Raw genomic sequence first — 20,287 nt, 5'->3', positions numbered from 1 at the left:
GGTGATATGGATGATAGCAACGATAATCACGATTCATCTGTTTTTCGCTACCGTGTATCTTGTTATAAAAGAGCCTGAAGTTGTTTTTAGAAACAAGAGAGTAGTTTTAGACTACGCAAGAGTATCCTTAGGAGTACTTGGATTGTTGATAGCCTCAGGCATTGCGTCGTTAACGACCATAAAGACAGCTATAATGCCGCAGATGAATATAGTTCCCTGGCAGATACTGATAATATTCTTTGGTTCGGCTTACATATGTGGTTCTCTCGATGCTTCCGGAGTCCTTAAGCTCATTGCGTACAGATTTGCAAGCGTTTCCAAGACGGGGAAAAAGCTGTTTGTAAATCTCGTCCTTATTGCTGGTGTACTTACGATCTTTACATCTAACGATATCGTGACTTTGACACTTACGCCTATTATCGTTTACATAAGCCAGTACGCAGGAATTAATCCGATACCGTATTTGATTTCTGTCTTCTTTGCATCAAATACTTGGAGTATGTTCTTTTACATTGGGAATCCAACTAATGTTATAGTAGCTCAAGCTTATTCACTTACCTTTTTTGGATACGCAAAACTGATGTTTTTTCCAACGATTGTAGCTATAATTACATCGTTCATTGCTTTTTATCTCAAATATAGAAATACACTACCCAAAGAAATTACCATTACACTCGAAAGTAGTGAAAATGGAGTAGAACTTCAAAACGCAATCAAAGACAAACGCTATGCTTTTTTATCAAGCGGATTTTTTATGTTGTTCTTTATTACAATAGCGATAGGTGATTTGATTGGTCTACAACTTTGGAAGGCAATTTTGATATTTTCAGGGATATATCTTCTTCTGAATACGGCCTTCTCAGATGTACTTTCTGAAAGAGATGAAGTCGTAGTTGAAGTCGGAAGGTTTGATTACAACCTTACTTTCTTAGTTGATACATTAAGACGAGTCCCTTGGAAGATGCTACCGATGGTGTTAACGTTCTTTGTATTTGTGCATATTTTTACAAGGTTTGGAATAACGAAATACGTAGGCTCGCTTTTTAACTTCAAAAACGAACTAGTTGGCACCGTATTGACGACGTTTATTACAGCTTTCGCTGCGAACGTGATGATAAACCAGCCAATGACTATATTCTTTGCGCAAGCATTACACAAAAAGCCAATAAACTACGCTATGAGCCTTGTTGTTGGTTCAAACATAGGTGGAAACATAACACTCATAGGTGCGTTGGCAGGTATCATGTGGTCAAGGATACTGAAACTATACGGTATAGAAATGAACAACAAAATATTTGTGAAAGAAACTTTCTTTGTTGCTGTGCTCACATTATTCACAACAAGCATAGCGATCTATTTGGTCTATGCTCTTTCGCGTTCTTAATATTATGTAGATTCGGCATAATTGGTGGAAAGAGGTGATACAAACTATGTACACATACACCGAACATGGAAAAGCTGTGGTCATTAAGATTGGTGGATCTATCGATATACAAAATGCGCAAAGTTTTAAGGACTGGGTTATCTCTGAATTCTTAGAGAATGGAAAAAAGTACGTAATACTGGATATGACACACGCCACGAATATTGACAGCTATGGTTTAGGTATTCTTGTCGGTATTTATAAAAGATTGGTTTTACAGGACGGATATCTAAAGATTGTTGCCCCCAACAAGAATATTCGAACATTATTCGAGGTAACTGGTCTAGATAGAATCATAAGAATCTACGAGACAGTCAGTAATGCCATTAAAGATGAATAATCAAAGTTAAAGAAGAAGGGATGCTGTTAACTTGTAGTGATGGAAGACAATAGAACACTCATAACACGCGCAATATCATTCCCGTTCAGTTTCAAGAGATTTCTCACTACACAAAAGCTGTTTACGTACATTGGAAGATTGTCAATATTCTTAAATCCACGCTTGGCTCGTACAAAGTCTTGGAATAACGAAAATTTAGATTCACATTGATTGTTCTGCCCAAGTCTCACAACTATATGGTTGATATTCTTGTATAGTATCTTCACTGCACCATACGCACCAAGTCCATCAGTGATTAGTTCGATTTCTCTTTCGTTGTTACCAAAGAACTTCTCTAACAATATCTTCACCTGACCCATATCACGATACTTAGACACATGCCAAGCAACAATAAGATTCGAATTGTGCTCAACTAAGAACCAAACGTAGTACTTTTTGGATTTAAACACAACGACAGTTTCATCACCATGGACTTTGAAAGCATCTACAGGAACGAGGATGGAAAAGAAACAAGACAACTTAAGGATCCACTTGTAGATAGCGACATGAGAGACTTTGATATTAAGTGAGTCTCTGATGGAACGCAAGGACACAGCTTTGAAATAAAGGACGAAGGCTTTAAGGACAATAAAGATAGGGAAACGGAAGAACTTGAAAGAGTCGAAAGGATCCTGTTAACTTGTAGTGATGGAAGACAATAGAACACAGATAACACGCGCAATATCATTGTTGTTCAGTTTCAAGAGATTTCTCACTACACAAAAGCTGTTCACGTACATTGGAAGATTGTCAATATTCTTAAATCCACGCTTGGCTCGTACAAAGTCTTGGAATAACGAAAACTTCGATTCACATTGATTGTTTTGCCCAAGTCTCACAACAATATGATTGATATTCTTGTATAGTATCTTCACTGCACCATATGCACCAAGTCCATCTGTAATTAGTTCGATTGTTCTTTCGTTGTTACCAAAGAACTTCTCTAACAATATCTTCACTTGACCCATATCGCGATATTTGGATACATGCCAAGCAACAATAAGATTCGAATCGTGCTCAACTAAGAACCAAACGTAGTACTTTTTGGATTTAAACAAAACGACAGTTTCATCACCATGGACTTTGAAAGCATCTACAGGAACGAGGATGGAAAAGAAACAAGACAACTTAAGGATCCACTTGTAGATAGCGACATGAGAGACTTTGATATTAAGTGAGTCTCTGATGGAACGCAAGGACACAGCTTTGAAATAAAGGACGAAGGCTTTAAGGACAATAAAGATAGGGAAACGGAAGAACTTGAAAGAGTCGAAAGGAAGAGGGACAAATTGAGGTAAGTTAGTTGGGATTTCGTCTCTGGTATGGCAAGAACGGCAACGGAACTTAACGAAGGCTTTTTTGACTTTGTGGATTTGCATAGTTTTTCCACAGACAGGGCATTTAGGATAAGGGAAAGAGAAGAGCTTGTGTTTTTTTGAATGAACAAGTCTGAAAGTGCGCTTACAGTCTTTGCAAAAGTATTGTTGGTTACCGTACTTATCATGACCGTTTTTGTAGATGTTGGTAGAGCCGCATTTGGGGCAAGAGACTACAGAATTTTGCATAGTGGAGTACCTCCTTTTTGTGAGAATTGATGGTGGGGGGTGTTCCACTAATAAGAAGATAATACGGTTTTTGGAAATTTTCAATACTTTTAGTTAACAGCATCGAAGAAGGTTAGGGAGGTATTGGTATGTTCAACGTTTTTGTGCTGTTTTTGGAGTACATGCTTTCAACCTTGATTATTCTTTTGGCACTTCGGTTTATGAAAAGAGAAGGAGCTTACGTAGCTCTAGCCACGCTTATCATAGCATCGAACCTTGGTGTTGCGAAGCTATTCAAATTATTCGGTCTTGAAGTAACTGCTGCCAACATGAGCATGGGCATGGCATTCGTTATCTATTCTATTTTGACAGAAGTTTATGGTAAAGAAGAGGGAAGAAAAGCTGTTTGGACTGGATTTTTTGCGCAACTTGCCTTTGTTTTACTTGGCCTCGTCTATACAAGCTATGTTCCATCTAAAAACGACTTTGCACAGAGCTATCTATCACAAGTCTTTGCTTTGACTCCCAGAATAGCATTTGCAAGTTGGACCGCTTTTATACTCTCCGGTTACACGGCAGTCTGGATACATCACGCTCTTAAAGGAAAAACAAAACTCTGGGTGAGAAATAACGCTGCAACAAAGATAGGACAAATTGTCGATAACCTCATATTTGTGACAATTGCATTCCTTGGACTTGTTGATTTTAAGACGTACCTGCAAATTTTTCTAACAACCAGTGTTGTGGAATTCGCACTTGACTATGTCGATACCTGGGTCGTGTACCTTGGAGTTAATTTTTTGAAAGAAGACGATAGAAATTTTGAAGTGGCAAAGCTTTAACAAGATGCAAAATCAAACAAAATTTCGTGGACTTTTTGTTGGTCTGGTCTTGAGATATGATGAAAACGAAATTACTTAAATATTCGAATTAAAACGAGGGCAAAGCCCCTCGTTCTTTTTTTCTAAATGAACGAACGTTATGATAGAATTATCTGTGTAGAACTTAGTGGACTCGGAGTTACTATTTCTTTAATGTATAAGGAGTCAACTATGCAAAATTAAATTTTTGTTTTGAGTGTGAGATAGCATAATCAATATTGAACTTCTCTTTCTTTCTCAACATTGCGTACAACGTTCGCAATAACTTGTGTACTACTGACATTATCGCTTTTTTGTACGGTAAACCTTGCTGCCTTTTTCGTTCATAGTATGTTCGGAAATATTCGTTGTGAATCACTACACTCACTGCCATTAGCCATAGTATTCGTCTTAGGTGGGCATTGCCCCTTTTCGATATGTGTCCTTCTACTTTGCTTTTGCCTGATTGGGCAATGCTTGGATCGAGTCCACAATACGCAATGAGTTTTTTGTATGTACTAAATCTTGAGATATCTCCAACTTCTGCCAAGAAATGCATCGCGCTGTTTTCACCAATACCTGGTATTGACGTGAGTATCTCGATATCAAGGTTTATCGCACTACATTCGCAATATTCTTTCATCATCTTGTCGTATTCTTCAAGCTGTTGCTGTAAAAATTGTAGTTCTTTGATATTTTGCACAAGAATCTTTTCTTTCATCGGCCAATATTGAGCAATCGAGTTATTAGCGAGTTCTTTAAGTTTTTGAGCATTAAGTTTTGTACTTCTGCCACGGTCTTTGGAAAAGAACACATCCAGATTACGAGCCTTTTGAATAGCCTTGGCAGAAGGGAAATGAGAAAGAAGATTGAGGATAGTGTCACTGTAGATATTGGTAACTCTTTCGAGTTCAGGGAAAAGAACGTTGAGCAGTTTTTCGATATTGCCTTTAACTTTTGCGATGCGGTGGATAATGTTTTCGCGTGCTCTGACAATATCACGAAGCTCAGAGTTGACAAAAGCAGAAGAAGGAATTTGATGTTGTAGGTAAAACAAAGCAGTAGCGATAATGCGAGCATCGATTTTGTCGGTTTTGGTCTTTCGAAGAGAAGCAAAGTTTTTAACAGTTAGAGGATTAAAAACAGCGCAAGCAAAGTCGTTGGAAGAAAGGAAAGCCAGAAGGTTGAGATGATAACAGCCAGTAGATTCCATAGCGATGATGATGGATTGTTTTGGGAAGGCAGAGAGTTTGTTTGCGAAGGAGGAAAAGCCTTGCTGGGACATATCGAAAGAAGATTCGAAGATGATGGAACTGGGATTAGAGATAGCGCAGACGTTGAACTTATCCTTGGAAACATCGATGCCGACGAATATGGAGAAGTTATTCATACAAGAACCTCCTTTCGAATGATGAGGGCAGGGAGCCTGCTGAACCAATCCTCCATGCTGACGAGGGCTGAAAGCCCAACCAACTAATCATGGTTAAAGGCAGGCAACAGACTCCTTAAATGGCTTAAAAGCCAAGGTGACATAAGTTGTCCTGCCCTCAATTTTTTTAAGCTAAATTATTTATACCATATTTTTATGTAGGAGGGGGACATGTGGTCTATAAACTGCTGCTTTTTATTTCTACTTCTTTCATATTTTTTGGTCTGGTGGTAGGAAATGTAGACTTATTATCGGAGCTAAGTGCTATCATTCACTCACCTGACTATTTAATTACAGACTACTTGGAAATTGCGGGTGTTGGAGGTGCCTTTCTTAATAGCGGTCTCCTTATGCTTTTATTTATACTGTTACTCAAAACACTAACGATACAGCCTACAGGTGTTTCCATTGCTTCAATAATGACAATCGGTGGATTTGCACTCTTTGGAAAGAACATATTCAACGTCTGGCCACTTGTTGCTGGAGTGTTTCTGTATACGTTGTTAATCGGTGAGAATATTAGAACATATCTCTATGTTGCGTTATTCGGTACGGCACTTGCACCTATCACTACACATCTGGTTTTGAACAAGGGATTTAATTTGACGGGATTAGTCTTGGCATTACTAATTGGTTTCTTCTTACCACCTCTTGCAAGTTTCTCGTTAACTTTGCACCGCGGTTACAACCTTTACAATATAGGATTCACAGCAGGATTGCTTGGAATGTTTATAGGTGCACTTTTGAAAGCGTATAACCTCCATCCGGAGCAACGACTTATCTGGCACAGAGAACATCAGCTATTACTTGCAATATTTATATACGCTCTTTTCTACGCGATTTTATTATACGGATTAAAACTAAACAACTGGTCGTTCAAAGGTTACAAAAACATATTCAATTACTCCGGCAAATTGTTGACAGATTTTATACTTTTGGAAAATGCGGCAGTAACATTTATAAATATTGGAATTCTCGGACTTGCTGGTACAACATTCGTACTTCTCATCGGTTCAGAACTAAATGGGCCAACAATAGGCGGCATAATGACGCTTGCCGGTTTTGGTGCACTCGGAAAACATCCGAAGAACATATTACCAATTGTAATTGGCGTACTTATCGGTGCTTTTACTAACGCCCAGGAATTCAACAGTCCTGCCATGGTTTTAGCGGTACTCTTTGGCACAACACTTGCACCAGTAGCTGGGGAATTTGGATTTATTTGGGGAGTTATCGCTGGATACTTGCACAGTGCTCTTGTGCTGAACATAGGTACTTTACACTTTGGGATGAACTTGTACAATAACGGTTTTTCCGGAGGATTCGTAGCACTCTTTTTGCTACCAATAATCGACGCGTTTAAGAACCTGAAAGATACTATTATTAAGAACTTGCTTGAAAAATGGAATAGTGGAAGGGGGCAAAACTGATGGAACTTGAAAAGCTGCTCGTATCGGTGATAAACGAAATGACTTACTATTTACTGAAGAATGGTGCACACATTATATCCTCTGAGATCGTTGCACTTGAAAAGAATTTCTACATAGTTATCGAAGCACACATGAGTGTAACAGAAGATATGATGATCGAACTAAAAAAACTTTCGAAAATAAAGGATCATTCTGAATTAAAATACTATTCCTCATTAGCAACACACGTAGGGAATCTACAAGATATATACGCTATTGCACCGTATTTGAAAAAACTCGAAGTTTCAAACGATGAAAACGTGATAAAAATAGAAATTTACGTTGACAGGTGAATCCAGAAGCTAACACTTTTAATACAGTGGGAGTGTGATCATTTGTGTTCTACCTTGAGAAAACAAAGCATCCTCTTACCATATCTAGTCCCGCTGTTTTAATCGTTGATGTTCAGAATTACTTTTTTGATAAAAATTCCCCCGCTTACCTTAGAGGCTCTGAAAGTGTACTTGAAAGAATAAAAAACTTCATCGAAAGTATTCGAGCAATAAACAAATCCCTACCTATAATAGCCACTATTCACAAAAACGGGAGCAACAACATGAAAAAATGGTGGGGTAACATCGTCGAAGAGCAGTGGACGAAGTTATGTATTGACGAAAGGCTAATAGACTTTAAGATAGAAAAGGAAACGTACGATGCGTTTTATCAAACAAATCTCGATGAACTTCTAAAAACACATGGTATTAATCAACTCATTATCACTGGTGTTATGACCCACCTTTGCTGCGAAACCACAGCACGTTCTGGTTTTGTGCGAGGATATGAAATTGTCATGGTGGAAGACTGCCTGTGGGATAAAGACGAGTGGTACCATTACGCTTCACTAAAAAATTTGGCCCATGGTTTTTCAACAATTTCCACGAGCCAAGAAGTTGTTGAAAAGCTTAAAGCATTCTAATCGTTCTAAAACTATAAACAATTCATCCATGTCGAACACTGGTAGAACGCTTCCTAAAAGAGAGTAATATACCAAGAAAAACGGACAACAACGCAGCAACCAGAACTCTATAACTAGCAGGCAGCAAAAATGTTATCGTATGAGCAGGAATCCAGAAAAGTGGAATTGTTTTACCGAGTACGAATTTCACGAAAAAATTCCAATCCACTGCTCGTAAGACCTCATCGAAACTTGTTGAAAACATCTTTCTCAATCTCCCACCAGATAAGTCAATATATCCGTCGGTAATTCTGTGAAATGACATGAACGTTGGGGCAAAGATCAAGTTCATAAGAAGGCTTGTATAGAACGCCTGAAAGAATGCTCTTGCGCTCTCTACATAGGGCAGTAAATTCTTATCTAACAAGACTTTTGTTCCCGAAGCGAAGAGCTCAAAAACAGCCACAAATACGATCCCTAAAAATCCCCAGACTAGGAATCTGTAAAGTACTCCAGCTGGAAGAATATATTTCCCCTTAGTTATTCTTAACGACAGAACCTCACCAAATGTGGCCAGAATCCCCACCTTTAGGAAACCCAACAAATATGGATGTGCGGAATTGAGGCTAACGTACGCATTTCTTGTTCTTTCGTTTAACAAAATAACGGCCAGTAGTATGAAGATAAGAATAGACACAACATCTCCCATTTGAAATACCGAAATCCCTTTTGATACTTCCTTACTGTTCTGAACATTTTTCTCCATCTTGTAATCCTCCTTGAAAAATCAGCTATTCAATCCAATTACAACGGCGAACCTTTTCTTTGTCTTTTCTTTGCGGTAAGAATAGAAAAATTCGGTGTGAATATATGTGTCTATGTTTGAGAACTCTATTCTAAATACCCCAACCGAGTTCAGCGTAAGCTGGACAGCTCTCCATAAGTTTACGTATATCTTTCCTTCTACTTCCTTGACAACTTCCTTACCAAACTTCATCAAGAACTCCGCTGCAACCTCTGGACCAACTTCGAAGCTATCAGGTCCAATCGACGGACCGACGGAAACAAATATCTCAGCCGGTTCACTTCCAAATTCTTCGTTCATTTTCAAAATGAGCTCTTTTGCAATTTCCAAAAGTGTTCCCCTCCAACCTGAGTGGGCAACACCTACGACTTTCCTTGTTGGGTCGTACGCAATTATAGGCATGCAATCAGCGTAGGTAGTAACAAGGTAAAGTCCCTTTTCGCTTGTTATAAGTCCATCTACTTCCCGAAGCTTTCTGTTCCAGTAAGGTTCTCCGATATCCTCACTTGTAACCACCTTGACATTCCTGCTGTGAACCTGGTGTGAAAAAACGGACCTTTCTGGAGTGATCCTTACCTTATTTGCAAAGAATTCAAAATATTTCGGAAAATCTTCACAACTGAGAGCCAAATTAAGCTCAGTGAGGTCGGTAGGTTCAGCTTCTGGTGAAATTTTACGTGTGGTTACATAATGTGTAATTTCCGGAAACTGCTCGAGCAATGGTGATTTTGCAACCCAAACGCCGTTGATTTCTTTAAGGATGTAATTTCCTATGTGTTTTGTATTGTTCATGTATTCCACCCTTTCCAATTTCACAGATTCTAAATACCAGCGAAATCGATCCACATCGTCGAGGCCAACTTATTATTAATTATAGCATGTTTTCAAATACTATCTAACCATACTTTACGTATTGTTACAAACAGAATAGGCTACCTAGTTCAAAACAAAACCGCTTCTTTCTAACAGCATTAAGATTTCTCCTTTCTAACTTTTCCTTCAGAAATCTCTTTTTTGCTTAAGTATGCACTGAAAATTGTGAGTTCTCGATGTTAGAAAGCGCATGTTAACAATGATATACTGAATATTGGAAGAACGTGAATAATTTGAATTCTTCAATCTTACATTACTGTAAAGGGGGGAACGGACTTGAAAGTAATATCCTTTGACGATGCTGTTGAATTTATCAAGCCAGGAAGCACCATAATGGTTGGTGGTTTCCTCGGTGTAGGTACGCCAGAAGGAATAGTTGACAAAATTGTTGAAAGAGGCATCGGAAATCTGACCATTATTGCAAACGACACTGCATTCGAGGATCGCGGTGTTGGTAAGCTTGTTAAAAACAAGCTCTGCAGAAAAGTCATAGTTTCCCACATAGGTACAAACCCAGAAACGCAAAGACAGATGATTGCTGGTGAATTAGAAGTTGAGCTCGTTCCACAAGGCACTCTTGCTGAACGCATTAGAGCGGGTGGTGCTGGCCTTGGCGGAATTCTTACTCCCACTGGTGTTGGTACTATCGTTGAGAATGGGAAGCAAATTATTGAAATCGATGGAAAGAAATACTTGCTCGAGTTACCTTTGAAAGCAGATATTGCACTGATAAAGGCGAAAAGATGTGACTATTATGGAAACCTTGTTTACAACTTCACGGCAGAAAACTTCAATCCTTTAATGGCAATGGCAGCTGAACTTGTTATTGTTGAGGTTGAAGAGATTGTTCCGGTTGGTACGTTGGCACCAAATGAAATACGAACACCCGGAGTACTTGTAGATTATGTCGTGGTCTCTCAGGGGGTGAAGTGATATGCCAATTGACCCAAAAGAAAAGATAGCAAAAAGAGTTGCTCAAGAATTAAAAGAAGGAGATTTGGTCAACCTTGGGATTGGACTTCCTACACTTGTAGCTAACTACATTCCCAAGGGCGTTCACGTCTTTTTCCAAAGCGAGAACGGAATAATCGGAATGGGACCAGAACCGGAAAAAGGTTTTGAAAACAAAGATTTGACGAACGCAGGTGCAGGGTTTGTCACCGCTCTACCCGGCGCAATGACGTTTGATAGTGCTTTTTCTTTTGCGATGATTCGTGGAGGGCATTTGGATGTAACTGTTCTTGGCGGGCTCCAGGTCGATGAAAAAGGGCACCTTGCGAACTGGATGATACCCGGAAAGATGATACCAGGCATGGGAGGAGCTATGGATCTTGTTACCGGTGCCAAGCGAGTTATTGTTGCAATGACCCACACAGCAAAAGGTGAGCCAAAGATACTTAAGGAATGCACACTACCTCTGACATCCATTAGGCGTGTGGATCTTATCGTAACCGAACTGGCTGTAATCAGACCAACTGATGAAGGACTTGTACTTGAAGAAATCGCCGAAGAAACAACTGTTGAAGAAGTTTTCAAATTAACCGAGGCAAGGTTGATAGTTTCAGAGAATCTTAAAAAGTTTTAGTCTCGAGGTTTTTGCTAACTGATGCTTGGAGGATGAGAACATGGAAAATGCAAAAAACATGCAGTTACCAAAAGCAATGATTAGGATACGCATGAGCCAAGGTGACGCACATTACGGAGGTAATTTAGTTGATGGCGCCAGGATATTGCAACTTTTCGGAGATGTTGCCACCGAACTTTTAATTAGATACGATGGCGATGAAGGACTTTTCAGAGCATATGACAGTATAGAATTCCTCGCCCCAGTTTTTGCAGGTGATTATATCGAAGCACATGGGGAAATAGTTGAAGTTGGACGCACTTCAAGGAAAATGAAATTCGAAGCTTACAAGGTTATTCGCTCAAGACCGGATATAAACGACAGTGCAGCTGAGGTCTTAGAAGAGCCAATCCTTGTTTGTAAAGCAAGCGGTACATGTGTTGTTCCAAAAGACAAACAAAGGTACAAACACGAGGAATGATATTACGTAAATACACGCAACATGTGAGGTGAACACCTATGGAAAAGCTAATTATCACTGTTGCAGTTACAGGTGCAGAAGTTACAAAAGAACAACAGCCTAATCTTCCAGTAACTCCTGACGAAATCGCTGAGGAGGTCTACAGGTGTTGGCAGGCGGGTGCTTCTATTGCACACATCCATGCGAGATTGCCGGATGGAACTCCTACTCAATCAAAAGAAGTGTACGCCGAGATCAAACGTAAAATTCAAGAAAAGTGCGACATAATAATACAGTTCTCAACAGGTGGGGCTGTATGGCATACACCAGAAGAAAGAATTCAGTGCTTGGATGCCATGCCGGAAATGGCGACGCTTTCTGCCGGTTCATGTAATTTCGGCAACGACGTCTTCATGAACTCCCCGTCGTTTATGGAACTGCTTGCCAGAACCATGAAAGAAAAGGGTATCAAACCGGAAATAGAAATATTCGAGCCGGGAATGATTGAAAATGCTCTGAGACTTGTTAAGAAAGGATTATTAGACTTACCACTTCACTTCGATTTTGTTTTGGGTGTTCCCGGTGCGATGACTGGAACTATAGAAGATTTGGTCTTTCTTGTCAACAAGCTGCCCGAAGGCTGTACATGGTCAGTTGCAGGAGTTGGTAGATACGAACTACCGCTGGCTGTGCACGCGATAGTTATGGGCGGACACGTAAGGGTAGGATTCGAGGACAACATCTACTACCGAAAGGGTGAGCTTGCAAAGAGTAATGCGCAGCTTGTTGAACGAATCGTACGCATTGCAAAAGAAGTGGGCAGAGAGATTGCAACACCTGATGAAGCAAGAAGAATATTGGGGATTAAGAAATAAAACGTTGAATTAGTGGAGGTATAGGTATGAAAAACGTTAAAGGGTGTCCATTTGGAACGCACAGGGTTATTGAACCCAAAGGAACACTACCACAAGCTGCAACGAAAATTGACAATACAATGGAGATTTATACCAACGAGATGCTGATTGATGTTAAAACGCTTAATGTAGACTCCGCAAGTTTCACGCAAATTAAAGAGTCTTGTCACGGGAATGTTGAGTGTATAAAAGACACAATATTGAAAATCGTTGCTGAACGTGGAAAGTTGCAAAATCCTGTCACAGGTTCTGGCGGCATGTTGATAGGCATAGTCGAAGAGATCGGTCCAGATTTTCCAACAGACTTAAAAGTGGGCGACAAGATAGCAACGCTTGTTTCTTTATCGCTTACGCCTTTGAGAATAGACAAGATTCTCAATGTGAACATCGACACAGACCAAGTAGATATAGAGGGTAAAGCTATCTTGTTTGAAAGTGGTATTTATGCTAAGCTACCCGACGATATACCTGAAAAGCTTGCTTTGGCTGTACTTGATGTAGCTGGAGCACCCGCACAAACACGCAAACTCGTCAAACCAGGTATGACTGTTTGTATTATTGGCGGCGGTGGAAAATCAGGAATACTGTGTGCATACGAAGCGATGAAAGCGGTCGGAAAAGATGGAAAAGTAATCGTTGTAGAATATTCCCCAGAAAATGCAAAAAGAATAGAACAGTTGGGACTTGCCCACCACGTTATTATCGCAGATGCTACAAAGCCTGTTGAAGTATACCAGAAAGTTATGGAAATCACCGGTGGTCAGTACTGCGATGTGGTCATCAACAACGTTAACGTACCCGCTACGGAAATGTCTTCGATACTTATCACAAAAGATGAGGGAATCGTCTATTTCTTCAGCATGGCAACATCATTTACAAGAGCGGCTCTTGGCGCTGAAGGTGTGGGAAAAGATGTCACGATGATAATTGGCAACGGCTACACAAAAGGTCATGCGGAAGTCGCACTCAACATTCTCCGAGAGTCAAAAGAAATAAGGGAACTATTTGAAAAGTTGTACTGCTAAACTAAAGGAGGTATTTCGAGAATGGCGAGACACTTTAAGGAAATTCCACTTTGGAAAAACGTTACAGAAGAAGAATGGAACGACTGGAAATGGCAATTGAGAAACAGAATTATGGATGTTGATACGCTAAAGCAGGTTATAAATCTTACACCTGAGGAAGAAGAAGGCGTAAGGAATGCTCTTAAAACACTTAGAATGGCGATTACTCCTTACTATGCCAGCCTCATGGATCCTGATAATCCAAAATGCCCCATCAGACGTCAGGCGGTTCCAACTGCTAAAGAACTTTTCGTATCTCCATGGGATATGACAGACCCACTCCATGAGGATGAAGATTCACCTGTACCAGGTCTTACACACAGATATCCTGATAGAGTCTTAATGTTGATCACAGATATGTGTTCAATGTACTGCCGACACTGTACGCGCAGAAGATTTGCAGGCCAACATGACAGAGCAAGGACAAAACAAGAGATTGATGCGATGATTGAGTACATAAGGGAAACACCTCAGGTAAGGGATGTTCTGCTATCTGGTGGAGATGCCCTACTTGTTGGTGTTGACATGCTCGAGTATATTCTAAAAGAACTTAGAAAAATCAAGCATGTAGAAGTTATAAGAATAGGAACAAGAGCACCTGTTGTCTTGCCACAAATTGTTACACCAGAACTTACAAACATGCTTAAGAAATACCATCCAATATGGTTGAACACCCACTTCAATCATCCAAAAGAAGTAACACCAGAATCCTCAAGAGCATGTGAAATGCTTGCAGATGCAGGTATACCATTGGGTAATCAAACGGTGTTGCTTAGGGGCATTAATGATAGTCCTTACATAATGATGGAACTTGTACATCAACTTGTGAAGATCAGGGTAAGACCATACTATATCTACCAATGTGATCTTTCTATGGGATTAACTCATTTCAGAACTTCAATTAAGAAAGGTCTCGAGATAATGGAAGCCCTTATTGGGCACACATCTGGTTTCTGCGTACCATCGTTTGTTGTTGACGCACCAGCAGGTGGCGGAAAGATAAGGGTTATGCCCAATTATGTGATATCAATGTCAGACCACACTGTAATACTCAGAAACTACGAAGGTGTTATTGTTGCTTACCACGAACCAGAAGATACCACATCTGATGTTGACGATTCCGAATACAGAGCAAAATACAAATTCTCAGGTGTTGCAAGCTTGTTCACTGACAAGAAGATAAGCATTGAACCCGCACACCTTGAAAGACATGAGAGGATTATGGAATGGAAGGAGAAAAAAGGAGGAAAAGGTGATGAACATTGATGACATTTACGTTGGTCAAGTTTACGAGGTAAAGAGGATTGTGACGGACGAAATGGTCAAGCTCTTTGCAGAAGCCACTGGGGATAAGAACCCTGTTCATCTCGATGAAGAATACGCAAAGAATACTATATTTGGTGGAAGAATAGCACACGGGATCTTATCGCTTGGTATTGTTTCCTCGGTTCTTGGCATGGAATTCCCAGGCTCAGGGACAATTTATCTGATGCAAAATGCAAAATTCAAAAGACCTGTGTATATAGGCGAGGAAGTTACCGTAAGGTTAGTGGTAAAGGAGATAGATAAGGAAAAACGAAGAGTGCTCTTGGAAACATATGTTGTAAAGCAAAACGGGGAGAACGCCATAGAAGGTGAGGCACTGGTAAAGATTTGAGAGCAGTATGGAAAAGACATCGGGAGAATTGAGAAGTTTGGAAAAAGACTTCGATAGGCTTGTTTCTGAAATTCTCGAGAAAAATGTTATTGCAATCATTGGACTTGAGAAAAACACTGGTAAAACAGAGACCTTGAACTTTATCGTGAAAAACGTAAAATCTCAAAAAACGCTCGCACTTACATCAATCGGTACGGATGGCGAGGAGAAAGATCTGGTCTTTGGTACATTTAAGCCATCCGTACATGTTGATTATAGTTTCATATACACAACAACTGAACTGTTTTTCAAGAAGAAAACGGTGCTTTCGGAAATCCTTCACGTTTCTCAGCAGCAAACACCAACTGGCAGGATTGTCATTGCAAGGGCACTTGAACCTGGAAAAGTTGTACTTTCTGGTCCTCCTACGGCTGCTTGGATGGAAGAAACCGTAGGAATGCTAAAGAAATTGTCAGAACTGGTCATCATCGACGGAGCACTGTCTCGCTTCAGTCAGGCAACACCGTTTATCGCGGATGGAATAGTACTTGCAACAGGTGCAGCTTATTCACTTGATAAGAGGGAGATAATAAAGCATACGAGGTACATCTATTCACTCTGCCAGCTGAGTGAAGCAAATGAGAATGATAAAGATGCTTTAAGCAAAGCATCTACTGTCCACGTTTTTCAAAATGGAAGCTGGAAAGATTTGGGTGTTGAATCGGCACTTCACTTGAGTAAACAGTACGATACGACACAAATAGAGGGCCTGCGCGAAGGAAATGCTATAAACGAAAAGATACAAAAGATATACATTCCAGGTGCACTGACTGACAGTATTTTGAGATTTATAAACAGCAAGGGCATCGAAGAAATAATAGTTAGGGACTTCACCAAGGTCTTTGTCTCGTACGAAAACTACGTAAAGTACAAACCAAAAATAAGTGTACTGAAGAGCGCAACGATAATAGGAATAACGGTCAACCCGTTCTCACCGACCGGTTATGTACTGAACTCACTTGAAATCATCCAAGAGCTAAAGAAACACGTTGACGTTCCCGTGATTGATGTTAGGCTTGAAACAGAATCGATTAACTAAAGTGGGTGGACAATCCAATGACACTAACAACAACTCTTCCAAAGAGGGAAGAATTTGAAAGGCTGACGGGATTTGAATACATCAAAAACAAAATCGAGCCCAAAACTCCTATGGGGAAAAGATATTTTAAATACCTTCAACCTTTAAATTATGAACATATATTAGAACATCTTAACGATACTGAGTTTTTCCTCCATCTCTTGACCAACTATCCTAAAGTTGTAGAAGAGCTTGAACACGATTTAGAATGCATTGTCGATGTTTCGAAAACGATTGAAAGAATATCAAATGGTGAAACTCTCGATGAGATAGAGCTCTTTGAATTGAAAAATTTCGTCCTTGTTGCGCAAGAAATCAAAAACAAGAACGAGAATTTAATCTCTGGTCATGAACGTTTTACACTCCCAGATTTAACAGAAATAATAGACCTCCTTGACCCCGAAAAGCTAAGATTACCAACATTCTACATTTACGATGCTTACGATGATAGGCTTCGCGACATCAGAAAAAAGAAGCGAGAATTACTCCAAAATGTAGACGCAGAGAATACCGAAAGCTACATAATCGAGCTTACTCAGCAAGAAAAGGCCATAGAAGACGAAGTGCTCGAGAAAATATCGGAAAAGCTCCATGATCGTGCTCAAATTTTGCATGAGTCAATCACCAGAATTAAATACATTGATATCATATTAGCAAAAGCTAAATTGTCAAAGGAAATTGGTCTGACAAAGCCCAATTTGCATCCCAAAGAATATCCAGTAGACGAGATACGCATAATGGGAATGTTCAATCCCCAGCTTAAAGATGAGCTTGAAAGGCGTGGCAAAAAATATCAGCCTGTGGATATAACAATCAAACGTGGCGTAACTGTAATTGTCGGTGCCAACATGTCAGGTAAGAGTGTTATTTTAAGAACTGTTGCACTTATTCAGTACATGGCCTCGCTTGGCTTCTTCGTACCATCACAGCATGCTGAACTCCCATTCGTAGAAGTTATAGCACTGATAACTGAAGATTTTCAGCGACCGTTGAGTGGTCTTTCTTCATTTGCATCGGAGATAACGCTGATAAACGAAGCTTACAAACACGCTTTAAATAACAACGCACTCGTGTTAATAGACGAACCTGCAAGAACCACAAACCCGTACGAAGGAACAGCCATCGTCAATGCGCTTGTCAAATGCTTTGAAAAAACAGAAAAGTTCGTGCTAATCGTTACGCACTTCGACGACGTAGAATGTCCGATGCGTTTCAGAGTTAAAGGATTGAGGGAGAATGCTCTAAAAAGTGTTCAGTCTTTCAACGATATTCAGGACCTGATGGATTACGAACTTGTCCCCGATGACGGTAGTTCTGTTCCGAAAGAAGCGATAAAGGTTATGGAATTACTTGGCGTGAATGAAGAAATAATCTTGCAAGCTAAGAAGATTTTGGAAAGTAGGAAATAATTAATGATGCCAACAAAATGAAAAGACAGCGAGGAGGGAAGAATAGATGGAGCATTTCGAAAGTAAACTCGGAATAGACCCAAAAAAGGTTGAGAAGGCTCGACAATTGGCAAGAGACATAGCACTCGATGTTACAAATTTCGTTCAAAAGTACTCAACTGTGAGTGTTGAAAGAACGATTTGCAGGTTCTTTGGTATAGACGGAATCAACGATGAAGGTGTGCCTTTACCAAATGTTGTTGTTGATCATTTGAAAGAAAAAGGTGCTCTTGAAAATGGTGCCGCACTGTACATCGGCAATGCTGTACTCGAAACAGGTATGACTCCTCAGGAAATTGCAGAAGCCGTTGCAAGTGATAAACTTGATCTTACCAAATTGCCAATGCACAGTGTGGATGACATTAAGGGTGTTGTTGATGAATTAGCTGACAAAGCTATTGGAATAATAGATGAAAAAAAGGCGGAAAGACAAAGAATGCTTGAGGAACTTGGCGATCCACCACAACCGTACATATACGTCATAGTTGCAACTGGAAACATATATGAAGACGTTGTGCAAGCGCAAGCTGCGGTAAGGCAAGGAGCAGACATTATTGCAGTTATAAGGTCAACTGCCCAGAGTCTGCTCGACTACGTTCCTTACGGAGCAACTACCGAAGGTTTTGGAGGAACGTATGCAACACAAGAAAACTTCAGAATCATGAGAAAAGCCTTAGATGAAGTTGCTAAGGAAGTGAGAAGGTACGTAAGACAAACGAACTACAGTTCTGGCTTGTGCATGCCAGAAATTGCGGCCTTGGGTGCACTTGAAAGACTGGATGTCATGTTAAACGATGCACTGTACGGAATTTTGTTTAGAGATATAAACATGATAAGAACTATGGTGGACCAGTACTTCTCAAGGATCATCTTAGGTTACGCAGGAATTATCATTAACACGGGTGAAGACAACTATTTGACAACAGCCGACGCTTACGAGCAAGGCTATACCGTTATATCTTCGCAACTAATAAACGAACAACTCGCACTTTTAGCAGGCATACCGGAAGAACAGATGGGGCTCGGTCACGCATTTGAAATGGATCCTTCATTGGAAAATGGATTTTTGTACGAATTAGCTCAGGCACAATTGTCAAGAGAGCTCTTCCCGAAAGCACCTCTCAAATACATGCCACCAACAAGATTCATGACGGGCAACATATTCCGTGGTCTTGTTCAGGATGCTATGTTCAATGTTGTCGGTATATGGACAAAACAAGGTATCCAGCTACTTGGTATGATGACCGAGGCGATACACACTCCGTTCCTCTCTGACAGGTACGTAGCTATTGACACGGCAAAGTATATATTCAATAATATGAGAAACATCGGTGACGAAGTCATTTTCAAACCTGGTGGTATAATCCAAAGAAGAGCTCAGCAGGTGCTCGATCAAGCAATTGAACTGCTTGAAAAGATGAGGGAAGATGGCTTGTTTAAATCTCTCGAAAAGGGAGTTTTCGCAAACACAAAACGTCCAATAAACGGAGGAAAAGGACTTGACGGTGTTTTCGAAAAGGGCAAATACTACTACAACCCGTTCATAGAAAAGATGCTCAAAGCCAAGAAAGATTAAAAACAGTTTTGTGAGGTGAAAATGCATGGGTGGAGGTCTCTATTCACTTGAAAAGAAGGACTTTGATAAAACACTGAATTTAAAGGCCATAAAACCTTACGGAGATACGATGAACGACGGCAAAGTGCAGGTAAGTTTCACACTCCCGGTTCCTGATGGAGACGAAGCTGTGGAAGCAGCGAAGCAACTCATGAAAAAAATGGGATTGGATAACCCCATGGTGGTCTACCACCACGAACTCACACCCGGTTTCACGTTCTTCATAGGTTACGGTGATTGTGTACACACTGTAGATTACACAGCCATCAAAGTTCCCAAAGTCCAAGTGCACAAGATGAGTATGGAAGAGATAGATGATTTCATAGAAAAAAACATTGGCAGAAAACTTGTCGTTGTTGGTGCAACAACGGGTACAGATGCGCACACGGTTGGACTTGATGCAATATTGAACATGAAAGGATTCGCAGGTCACTACGGTCTTGAAAGGTACAGAATGTTTGAGGTATACAACATGGGCAGCCAAGTCCCAAATGAAGAATTCGTAGCCAAAAGCTATTGAAGTAAAAGCTGATGCTTTGCTTGTTTCACAAACAGTAACACAAAAAAATGTACACATAAAAAATTTAACACATCTGATAGAACTACTTGAAGCAGAAGGAATTAGAGACAAAGTCATAGCCATAGTAGGTGGTCGAGGATTACCCACGAGCTTGCAAAAGAGCTTGGATTCGATGCTGGGTTTGGTCCTGGTACATTTGCAGAAGACGTCGCGGCATTCATTGCTCAAGAATGGGTCAGAAGATTCGGTAG

At 40.2% G+C, this 20,287-nt stretch carries 21 protein-coding genes and 2 pseudogenes; 17 read left to right on the top strand and 6 right to left on the bottom strand.

Annotation, left to right across the window (positions count from 1 at the left end):
* Nucleotides 1-10 precede the first annotated feature (10 nt).
* Both CBS1_RS00100 and CBS1_RS00095 read left to right on the top strand, forming a co-directional pair.
* Nucleotides 11-1,384 (top strand): ArsB/NhaD family transporter, encoded by a 1,374-nt coding sequence (locus tag CBS1_RS00100; RefSeq protein ID WP_090222355.1) that lies wholly within the window; start codon nucleotides 11-13, stop codon nucleotides 1,382-1,384.
* Between the two features lie 46 nt (nucleotides 1,385-1,430).
* A complete protein-coding gene (locus CBS1_RS00095; RefSeq protein ID WP_033191156.1) occupies nucleotides 1,431-1,763 on the top strand; it encodes an STAS domain-containing protein in 333 nt (110 codons plus the stop codon).
* A gap of 26 nt (nucleotides 1,764-1,789) precedes the next feature.
* Here the strand turns inward: CBS1_RS00095 and CBS1_RS10385 are convergent.
* The 3 genes and pseudogenes from CBS1_RS10385 to CBS1_RS10770 all read right to left on the bottom strand — a co-directional run.
* Nucleotides 1,790-2,428: pseudogene (locus CBS1_RS10385) on the bottom strand (DDE-type integrase/transposase/recombinase); the annotation flags it as partial.
* A gap of 9 nt (nucleotides 2,429-2,437) precedes the next feature.
* Entirely contained in the window at nucleotides 2,438-3,181 is a 744-nt protein-coding gene (locus CBS1_RS10380; RefSeq protein ID WP_338323362.1) for a DDE-type integrase/transposase/recombinase, read from the bottom strand.
* Nucleotides 3,182-3,295: 114 nt separating this feature from the next.
* A pseudogene (locus CBS1_RS10770) lies at nucleotides 3,296-3,367 on the bottom strand (hypothetical protein); the annotation flags it as partial.
* Nucleotides 3,368-3,495: 128 nt separating this feature from the next.
* Here CBS1_RS10770 and CBS1_RS00090 point away from each other — a divergent pair.
* A complete protein-coding gene (locus tag CBS1_RS00090; protein WP_033191155.1) occupies nucleotides 3,496-4,188 on the top strand; it encodes a queuosine precursor transporter in 693 nt (230 codons plus the stop codon).
* 208 nt (nucleotides 4,189-4,396) lie between these two features.
* On the opposite strand, the gene CBS1_RS00085 is transcribed toward CBS1_RS00090, so the two are convergent.
* Nucleotides 4,397-5,596 carry an IS110 family RNA-guided transposase gene (locus tag CBS1_RS00085; protein ID WP_241685499.1) on the bottom strand — a complete coding sequence of 400 codons (1,200 nt, stop codon included), beginning with the start codon at nucleotides 5,594-5,596 and terminating at the stop codon, nucleotides 4,397-4,399.
* A 212-nt stretch (nucleotides 5,597-5,808) separates the two neighbouring features.
* Here CBS1_RS00085 and CBS1_RS00080 point away from each other — a divergent pair, with 212 nt between their 5' ends.
* The 3 genes from CBS1_RS00080 to CBS1_RS00070 are packed head-to-tail and all read left to right on the top strand — an operon-like array spanning nucleotide 5,809 to nucleotide 8,020.
* Nucleotides 5,809-7,065 (top strand): DUF1576 domain-containing protein, encoded by a 1,257-nt coding sequence (locus CBS1_RS00080; RefSeq protein ID WP_033191154.1) that lies wholly within the window; start codon nucleotides 5,809-5,811, stop codon nucleotides 7,063-7,065.
* A complete protein-coding gene (locus CBS1_RS00075) occupies nucleotides 7,065-7,397 on the top strand; it encodes a hypothetical protein (RefSeq protein WP_090222543.1) in 333 nt (110 codons plus the stop codon). Before CBS1_RS00080 ends, CBS1_RS00075 begins: the two co-directional genes overlap by 1 nt.
* 44 nt (nucleotides 7,398-7,441) lie before the next feature.
* Complete coding sequence (locus CBS1_RS00070; protein WP_090222541.1) at nucleotides 7,442-8,020, top strand: cysteine hydrolase family protein; 579 nt, start codon at nucleotides 7,442-7,444, stop codon at nucleotides 8,018-8,020.
* A 22-nt stretch (nucleotides 8,021-8,042) separates the two neighbouring features.
* Here the strand turns inward: CBS1_RS00070 and CBS1_RS00065 are convergent, their stop codons facing one another.
* Together CBS1_RS00065 and pgeF are read right to left on the bottom strand one after the other, a co-directional pair.
* Nucleotides 8,043-8,765: an Mpv17/PMP22 family protein gene (locus tag CBS1_RS00065; RefSeq protein WP_090222540.1), complete on the bottom strand. Its 723-nt coding sequence runs from the start codon at nucleotides 8,763-8,765 to the stop codon at nucleotides 8,043-8,045.
* 21 nt (nucleotides 8,766-8,786) lie between these two features.
* Nucleotides 8,787-9,596, bottom strand: coding sequence for a peptidoglycan editing factor PgeF (pgeF, locus tag CBS1_RS00060; RefSeq protein WP_033191151.1), 810 nt, complete (start codon nucleotides 9,594-9,596; stop codon nucleotides 8,787-8,789).
* Nucleotides 9,597-9,953: 357 nt separating this feature from the next.
* Here pgeF and atoD point away from each other — a divergent pair, with 357 nt between their 5' ends.
* Genes atoD through CBS1_RS00005 form a run of 11 tightly spaced genes read left to right on the top strand, consistent with a single transcriptional unit; the run spans nucleotide 9,954 to nucleotide 20,036 of the window.
* Nucleotides 9,954-10,610 carry an acetate CoA-transferase subunit alpha gene (atoD, locus tag CBS1_RS00055; RefSeq protein WP_090222538.1) on the top strand — a complete coding sequence of 219 codons (657 nt, stop codon included), beginning with the start codon at nucleotides 9,954-9,956 and terminating at the stop codon, nucleotides 10,608-10,610.
* A 1-nt stretch (nucleotide 10,611) separates the two neighbouring features.
* On the top strand, nucleotides 10,612-11,262 hold the full coding sequence (locus CBS1_RS00050) for a 3-oxoacid CoA-transferase subunit B (protein ID WP_164969231.1): 651 nt from the start codon (nucleotides 10,612-10,614) through the stop codon (nucleotides 11,260-11,262).
* A 40-nt stretch (nucleotides 11,263-11,302) separates the two neighbouring features.
* Nucleotides 11,303-11,722, top strand: a complete 420-nt coding sequence (kal, locus tag CBS1_RS00045) for a 3-aminobutyryl-CoA ammonia lyase (protein ID WP_176759485.1) — start codon at nucleotides 11,303-11,305, stop codon at nucleotides 11,720-11,722.
* A gap of 38 nt (nucleotides 11,723-11,760) precedes the next feature.
* A complete protein-coding gene (kce, locus tag CBS1_RS00040; RefSeq protein ID WP_090222537.1) occupies nucleotides 11,761-12,576 on the top strand; it encodes a 3-keto-5-aminohexanoate cleavage enzyme in 816 nt (271 codons plus the stop codon).
* Nucleotides 12,577-12,602: 26 nt separating this feature from the next.
* Nucleotides 12,603-13,640 carry an L-erythro-3,5-diaminohexanoate dehydrogenase gene (kdd, locus tag CBS1_RS00035; RefSeq protein WP_090222535.1) on the top strand — a complete coding sequence of 346 codons (1,038 nt, stop codon included), beginning with the start codon at nucleotides 12,603-12,605 and terminating at the stop codon, nucleotides 13,638-13,640.
* 21 nt (nucleotides 13,641-13,661) lie between these two features.
* Complete coding sequence (gene kamA, locus CBS1_RS00030; protein ID WP_090222533.1) at nucleotides 13,662-14,945, top strand: lysine 2,3-aminomutase; 1,284 nt, start codon at nucleotides 13,662-13,664, stop codon at nucleotides 14,943-14,945.
* On the top strand, nucleotides 14,935-15,336 hold the full coding sequence (locus tag CBS1_RS00025) for a MaoC family dehydratase (protein ID WP_033191144.1): 402 nt from the start codon (nucleotides 14,935-14,937) through the stop codon (nucleotides 15,334-15,336). The genes kamA and CBS1_RS00025 overlap by 11 nt, the downstream gene beginning before the upstream one ends.
* A 7-nt stretch (nucleotides 15,337-15,343) precedes the next feature.
* A complete protein-coding gene (gene kamB / locus CBS1_RS00020; RefSeq protein WP_090222532.1) occupies nucleotides 15,344-16,414 on the top strand; it encodes a lysine 5,6-aminomutase reactivase subunit KamB in 1,071 nt (356 codons plus the stop codon).
* Between the two features lie 17 nt (nucleotides 16,415-16,431).
* Nucleotides 16,432-17,862 (top strand): lysine 5,6-aminomutase reactivase ATPase KamC, encoded by a 1,431-nt coding sequence (gene kamC / locus CBS1_RS00015; protein WP_090222530.1) that lies wholly within the window; start codon nucleotides 16,432-16,434, stop codon nucleotides 17,860-17,862.
* Nucleotides 17,863-17,908: 46 nt separating this feature from the next.
* Nucleotides 17,909-19,477 (top strand): lysine 5,6-aminomutase subunit alpha, encoded by a 1,569-nt coding sequence (gene kamD, locus CBS1_RS00010; protein ID WP_090222529.1) that lies wholly within the window; start codon nucleotides 17,909-17,911, stop codon nucleotides 19,475-19,477.
* Between the two features lie 25 nt (nucleotides 19,478-19,502).
* Nucleotides 19,503-20,036, top strand: a complete 534-nt coding sequence (locus tag CBS1_RS00005; RefSeq protein ID WP_241685530.1) for an OAM dimerization domain-containing protein — start codon at nucleotides 19,503-19,505, stop codon at nucleotides 20,034-20,036.
* The last annotated feature ends 251 nt before the right edge of the window (nucleotides 20,037-20,287 follow it).

Source organism: Fervidobacterium changbaicum, from assembly GCF_004117075.1.
Taxonomy (GTDB): Bacteria; Thermotogota; Thermotogae; order Thermotogales; family Fervidobacteriaceae; genus Fervidobacterium; species Fervidobacterium islandicum.
This window is presented reverse-complemented; position numbering and strand designations above follow the sequence as displayed.

Excerpts from the sequence above, each read along its gene's own strand:
- CBS1_RS00100 (WP_090222355.1), top strand. The coding sequence starts at position 11 with ATGATAGCAACGATAATCACGATTCATCTGTTTTTCGCTACCGTGTAT.
- CBS1_RS00095 (WP_033191156.1), top strand. The coding sequence starts at position 1,431 with ATGTACACATACACCGAACATGGAAAAGCTGTGGTCATTAAGATTGGT.
- CBS1_RS10380 (WP_338323362.1), bottom strand. The coding sequence starts at position 3,181 with ATGCAAATCCACAAAGTCAAAAAAGCCTTCGTTAAGTTCCGTTGCCGT.
- CBS1_RS00090 (WP_033191155.1), top strand. The coding sequence starts at position 3,496 with ATGTTCAACGTTTTTGTGCTGTTTTTGGAGTACATGCTTTCAACCTTG.
- CBS1_RS00085 (WP_241685499.1), bottom strand. The coding sequence starts at position 5,596 with ATGAATAACTTCTCCATATTCGTCGGCATCGATGTTTCCAAGGATAAG.
- CBS1_RS00075 (WP_090222543.1), top strand. The coding sequence starts at position 7,065 with ATGGAACTTGAAAAGCTGCTCGTATCGGTGATAAACGAAATGACTTAC.
- CBS1_RS00065 (WP_090222540.1), bottom strand. The coding sequence starts at position 8,765 with ATGGAGAAAAATGTTCAGAACAGTAAGGAAGTATCAAAAGGGATTTCG.
- pgeF (WP_033191151.1), bottom strand. The coding sequence starts at position 9,596 with ATGAACAATACAAAACACATAGGAAATTACATCCTTAAAGAAATCAAC.
- CBS1_RS00050 (WP_164969231.1), top strand. The coding sequence starts at position 10,612 with ATGCCAATTGACCCAAAAGAAAAGATAGCAAAAAGAGTTGCTCAAGAA.
- kal (WP_176759485.1), top strand. The coding sequence starts at position 11,303 with ATGGAAAATGCAAAAAACATGCAGTTACCAAAAGCAATGATTAGGATA.
- kce (WP_090222537.1), top strand. The coding sequence starts at position 11,761 with ATGGAAAAGCTAATTATCACTGTTGCAGTTACAGGTGCAGAAGTTACA.
- kdd (WP_090222535.1), top strand. The coding sequence starts at position 12,603 with ATGAAAAACGTTAAAGGGTGTCCATTTGGAACGCACAGGGTTATTGAA.
- kamA (WP_090222533.1), top strand. The coding sequence starts at position 13,662 with ATGGCGAGACACTTTAAGGAAATTCCACTTTGGAAAAACGTTACAGAA.
- CBS1_RS00025 (WP_033191144.1), top strand. The coding sequence starts at position 14,935 with ATGAACATTGATGACATTTACGTTGGTCAAGTTTACGAGGTAAAGAGG.
- kamB (WP_090222532.1), top strand. The coding sequence starts at position 15,344 with ATGGAAAAGACATCGGGAGAATTGAGAAGTTTGGAAAAAGACTTCGAT.
- kamC (WP_090222530.1), top strand. The coding sequence starts at position 16,432 with ATGACACTAACAACAACTCTTCCAAAGAGGGAAGAATTTGAAAGGCTG.
- kamD (WP_090222529.1), top strand. The coding sequence starts at position 17,909 with ATGGAGCATTTCGAAAGTAAACTCGGAATAGACCCAAAAAAGGTTGAG.
- CBS1_RS00005 (WP_241685530.1), top strand. The coding sequence starts at position 19,503 with ATGGGTGGAGGTCTCTATTCACTTGAAAAGAAGGACTTTGATAAAACA.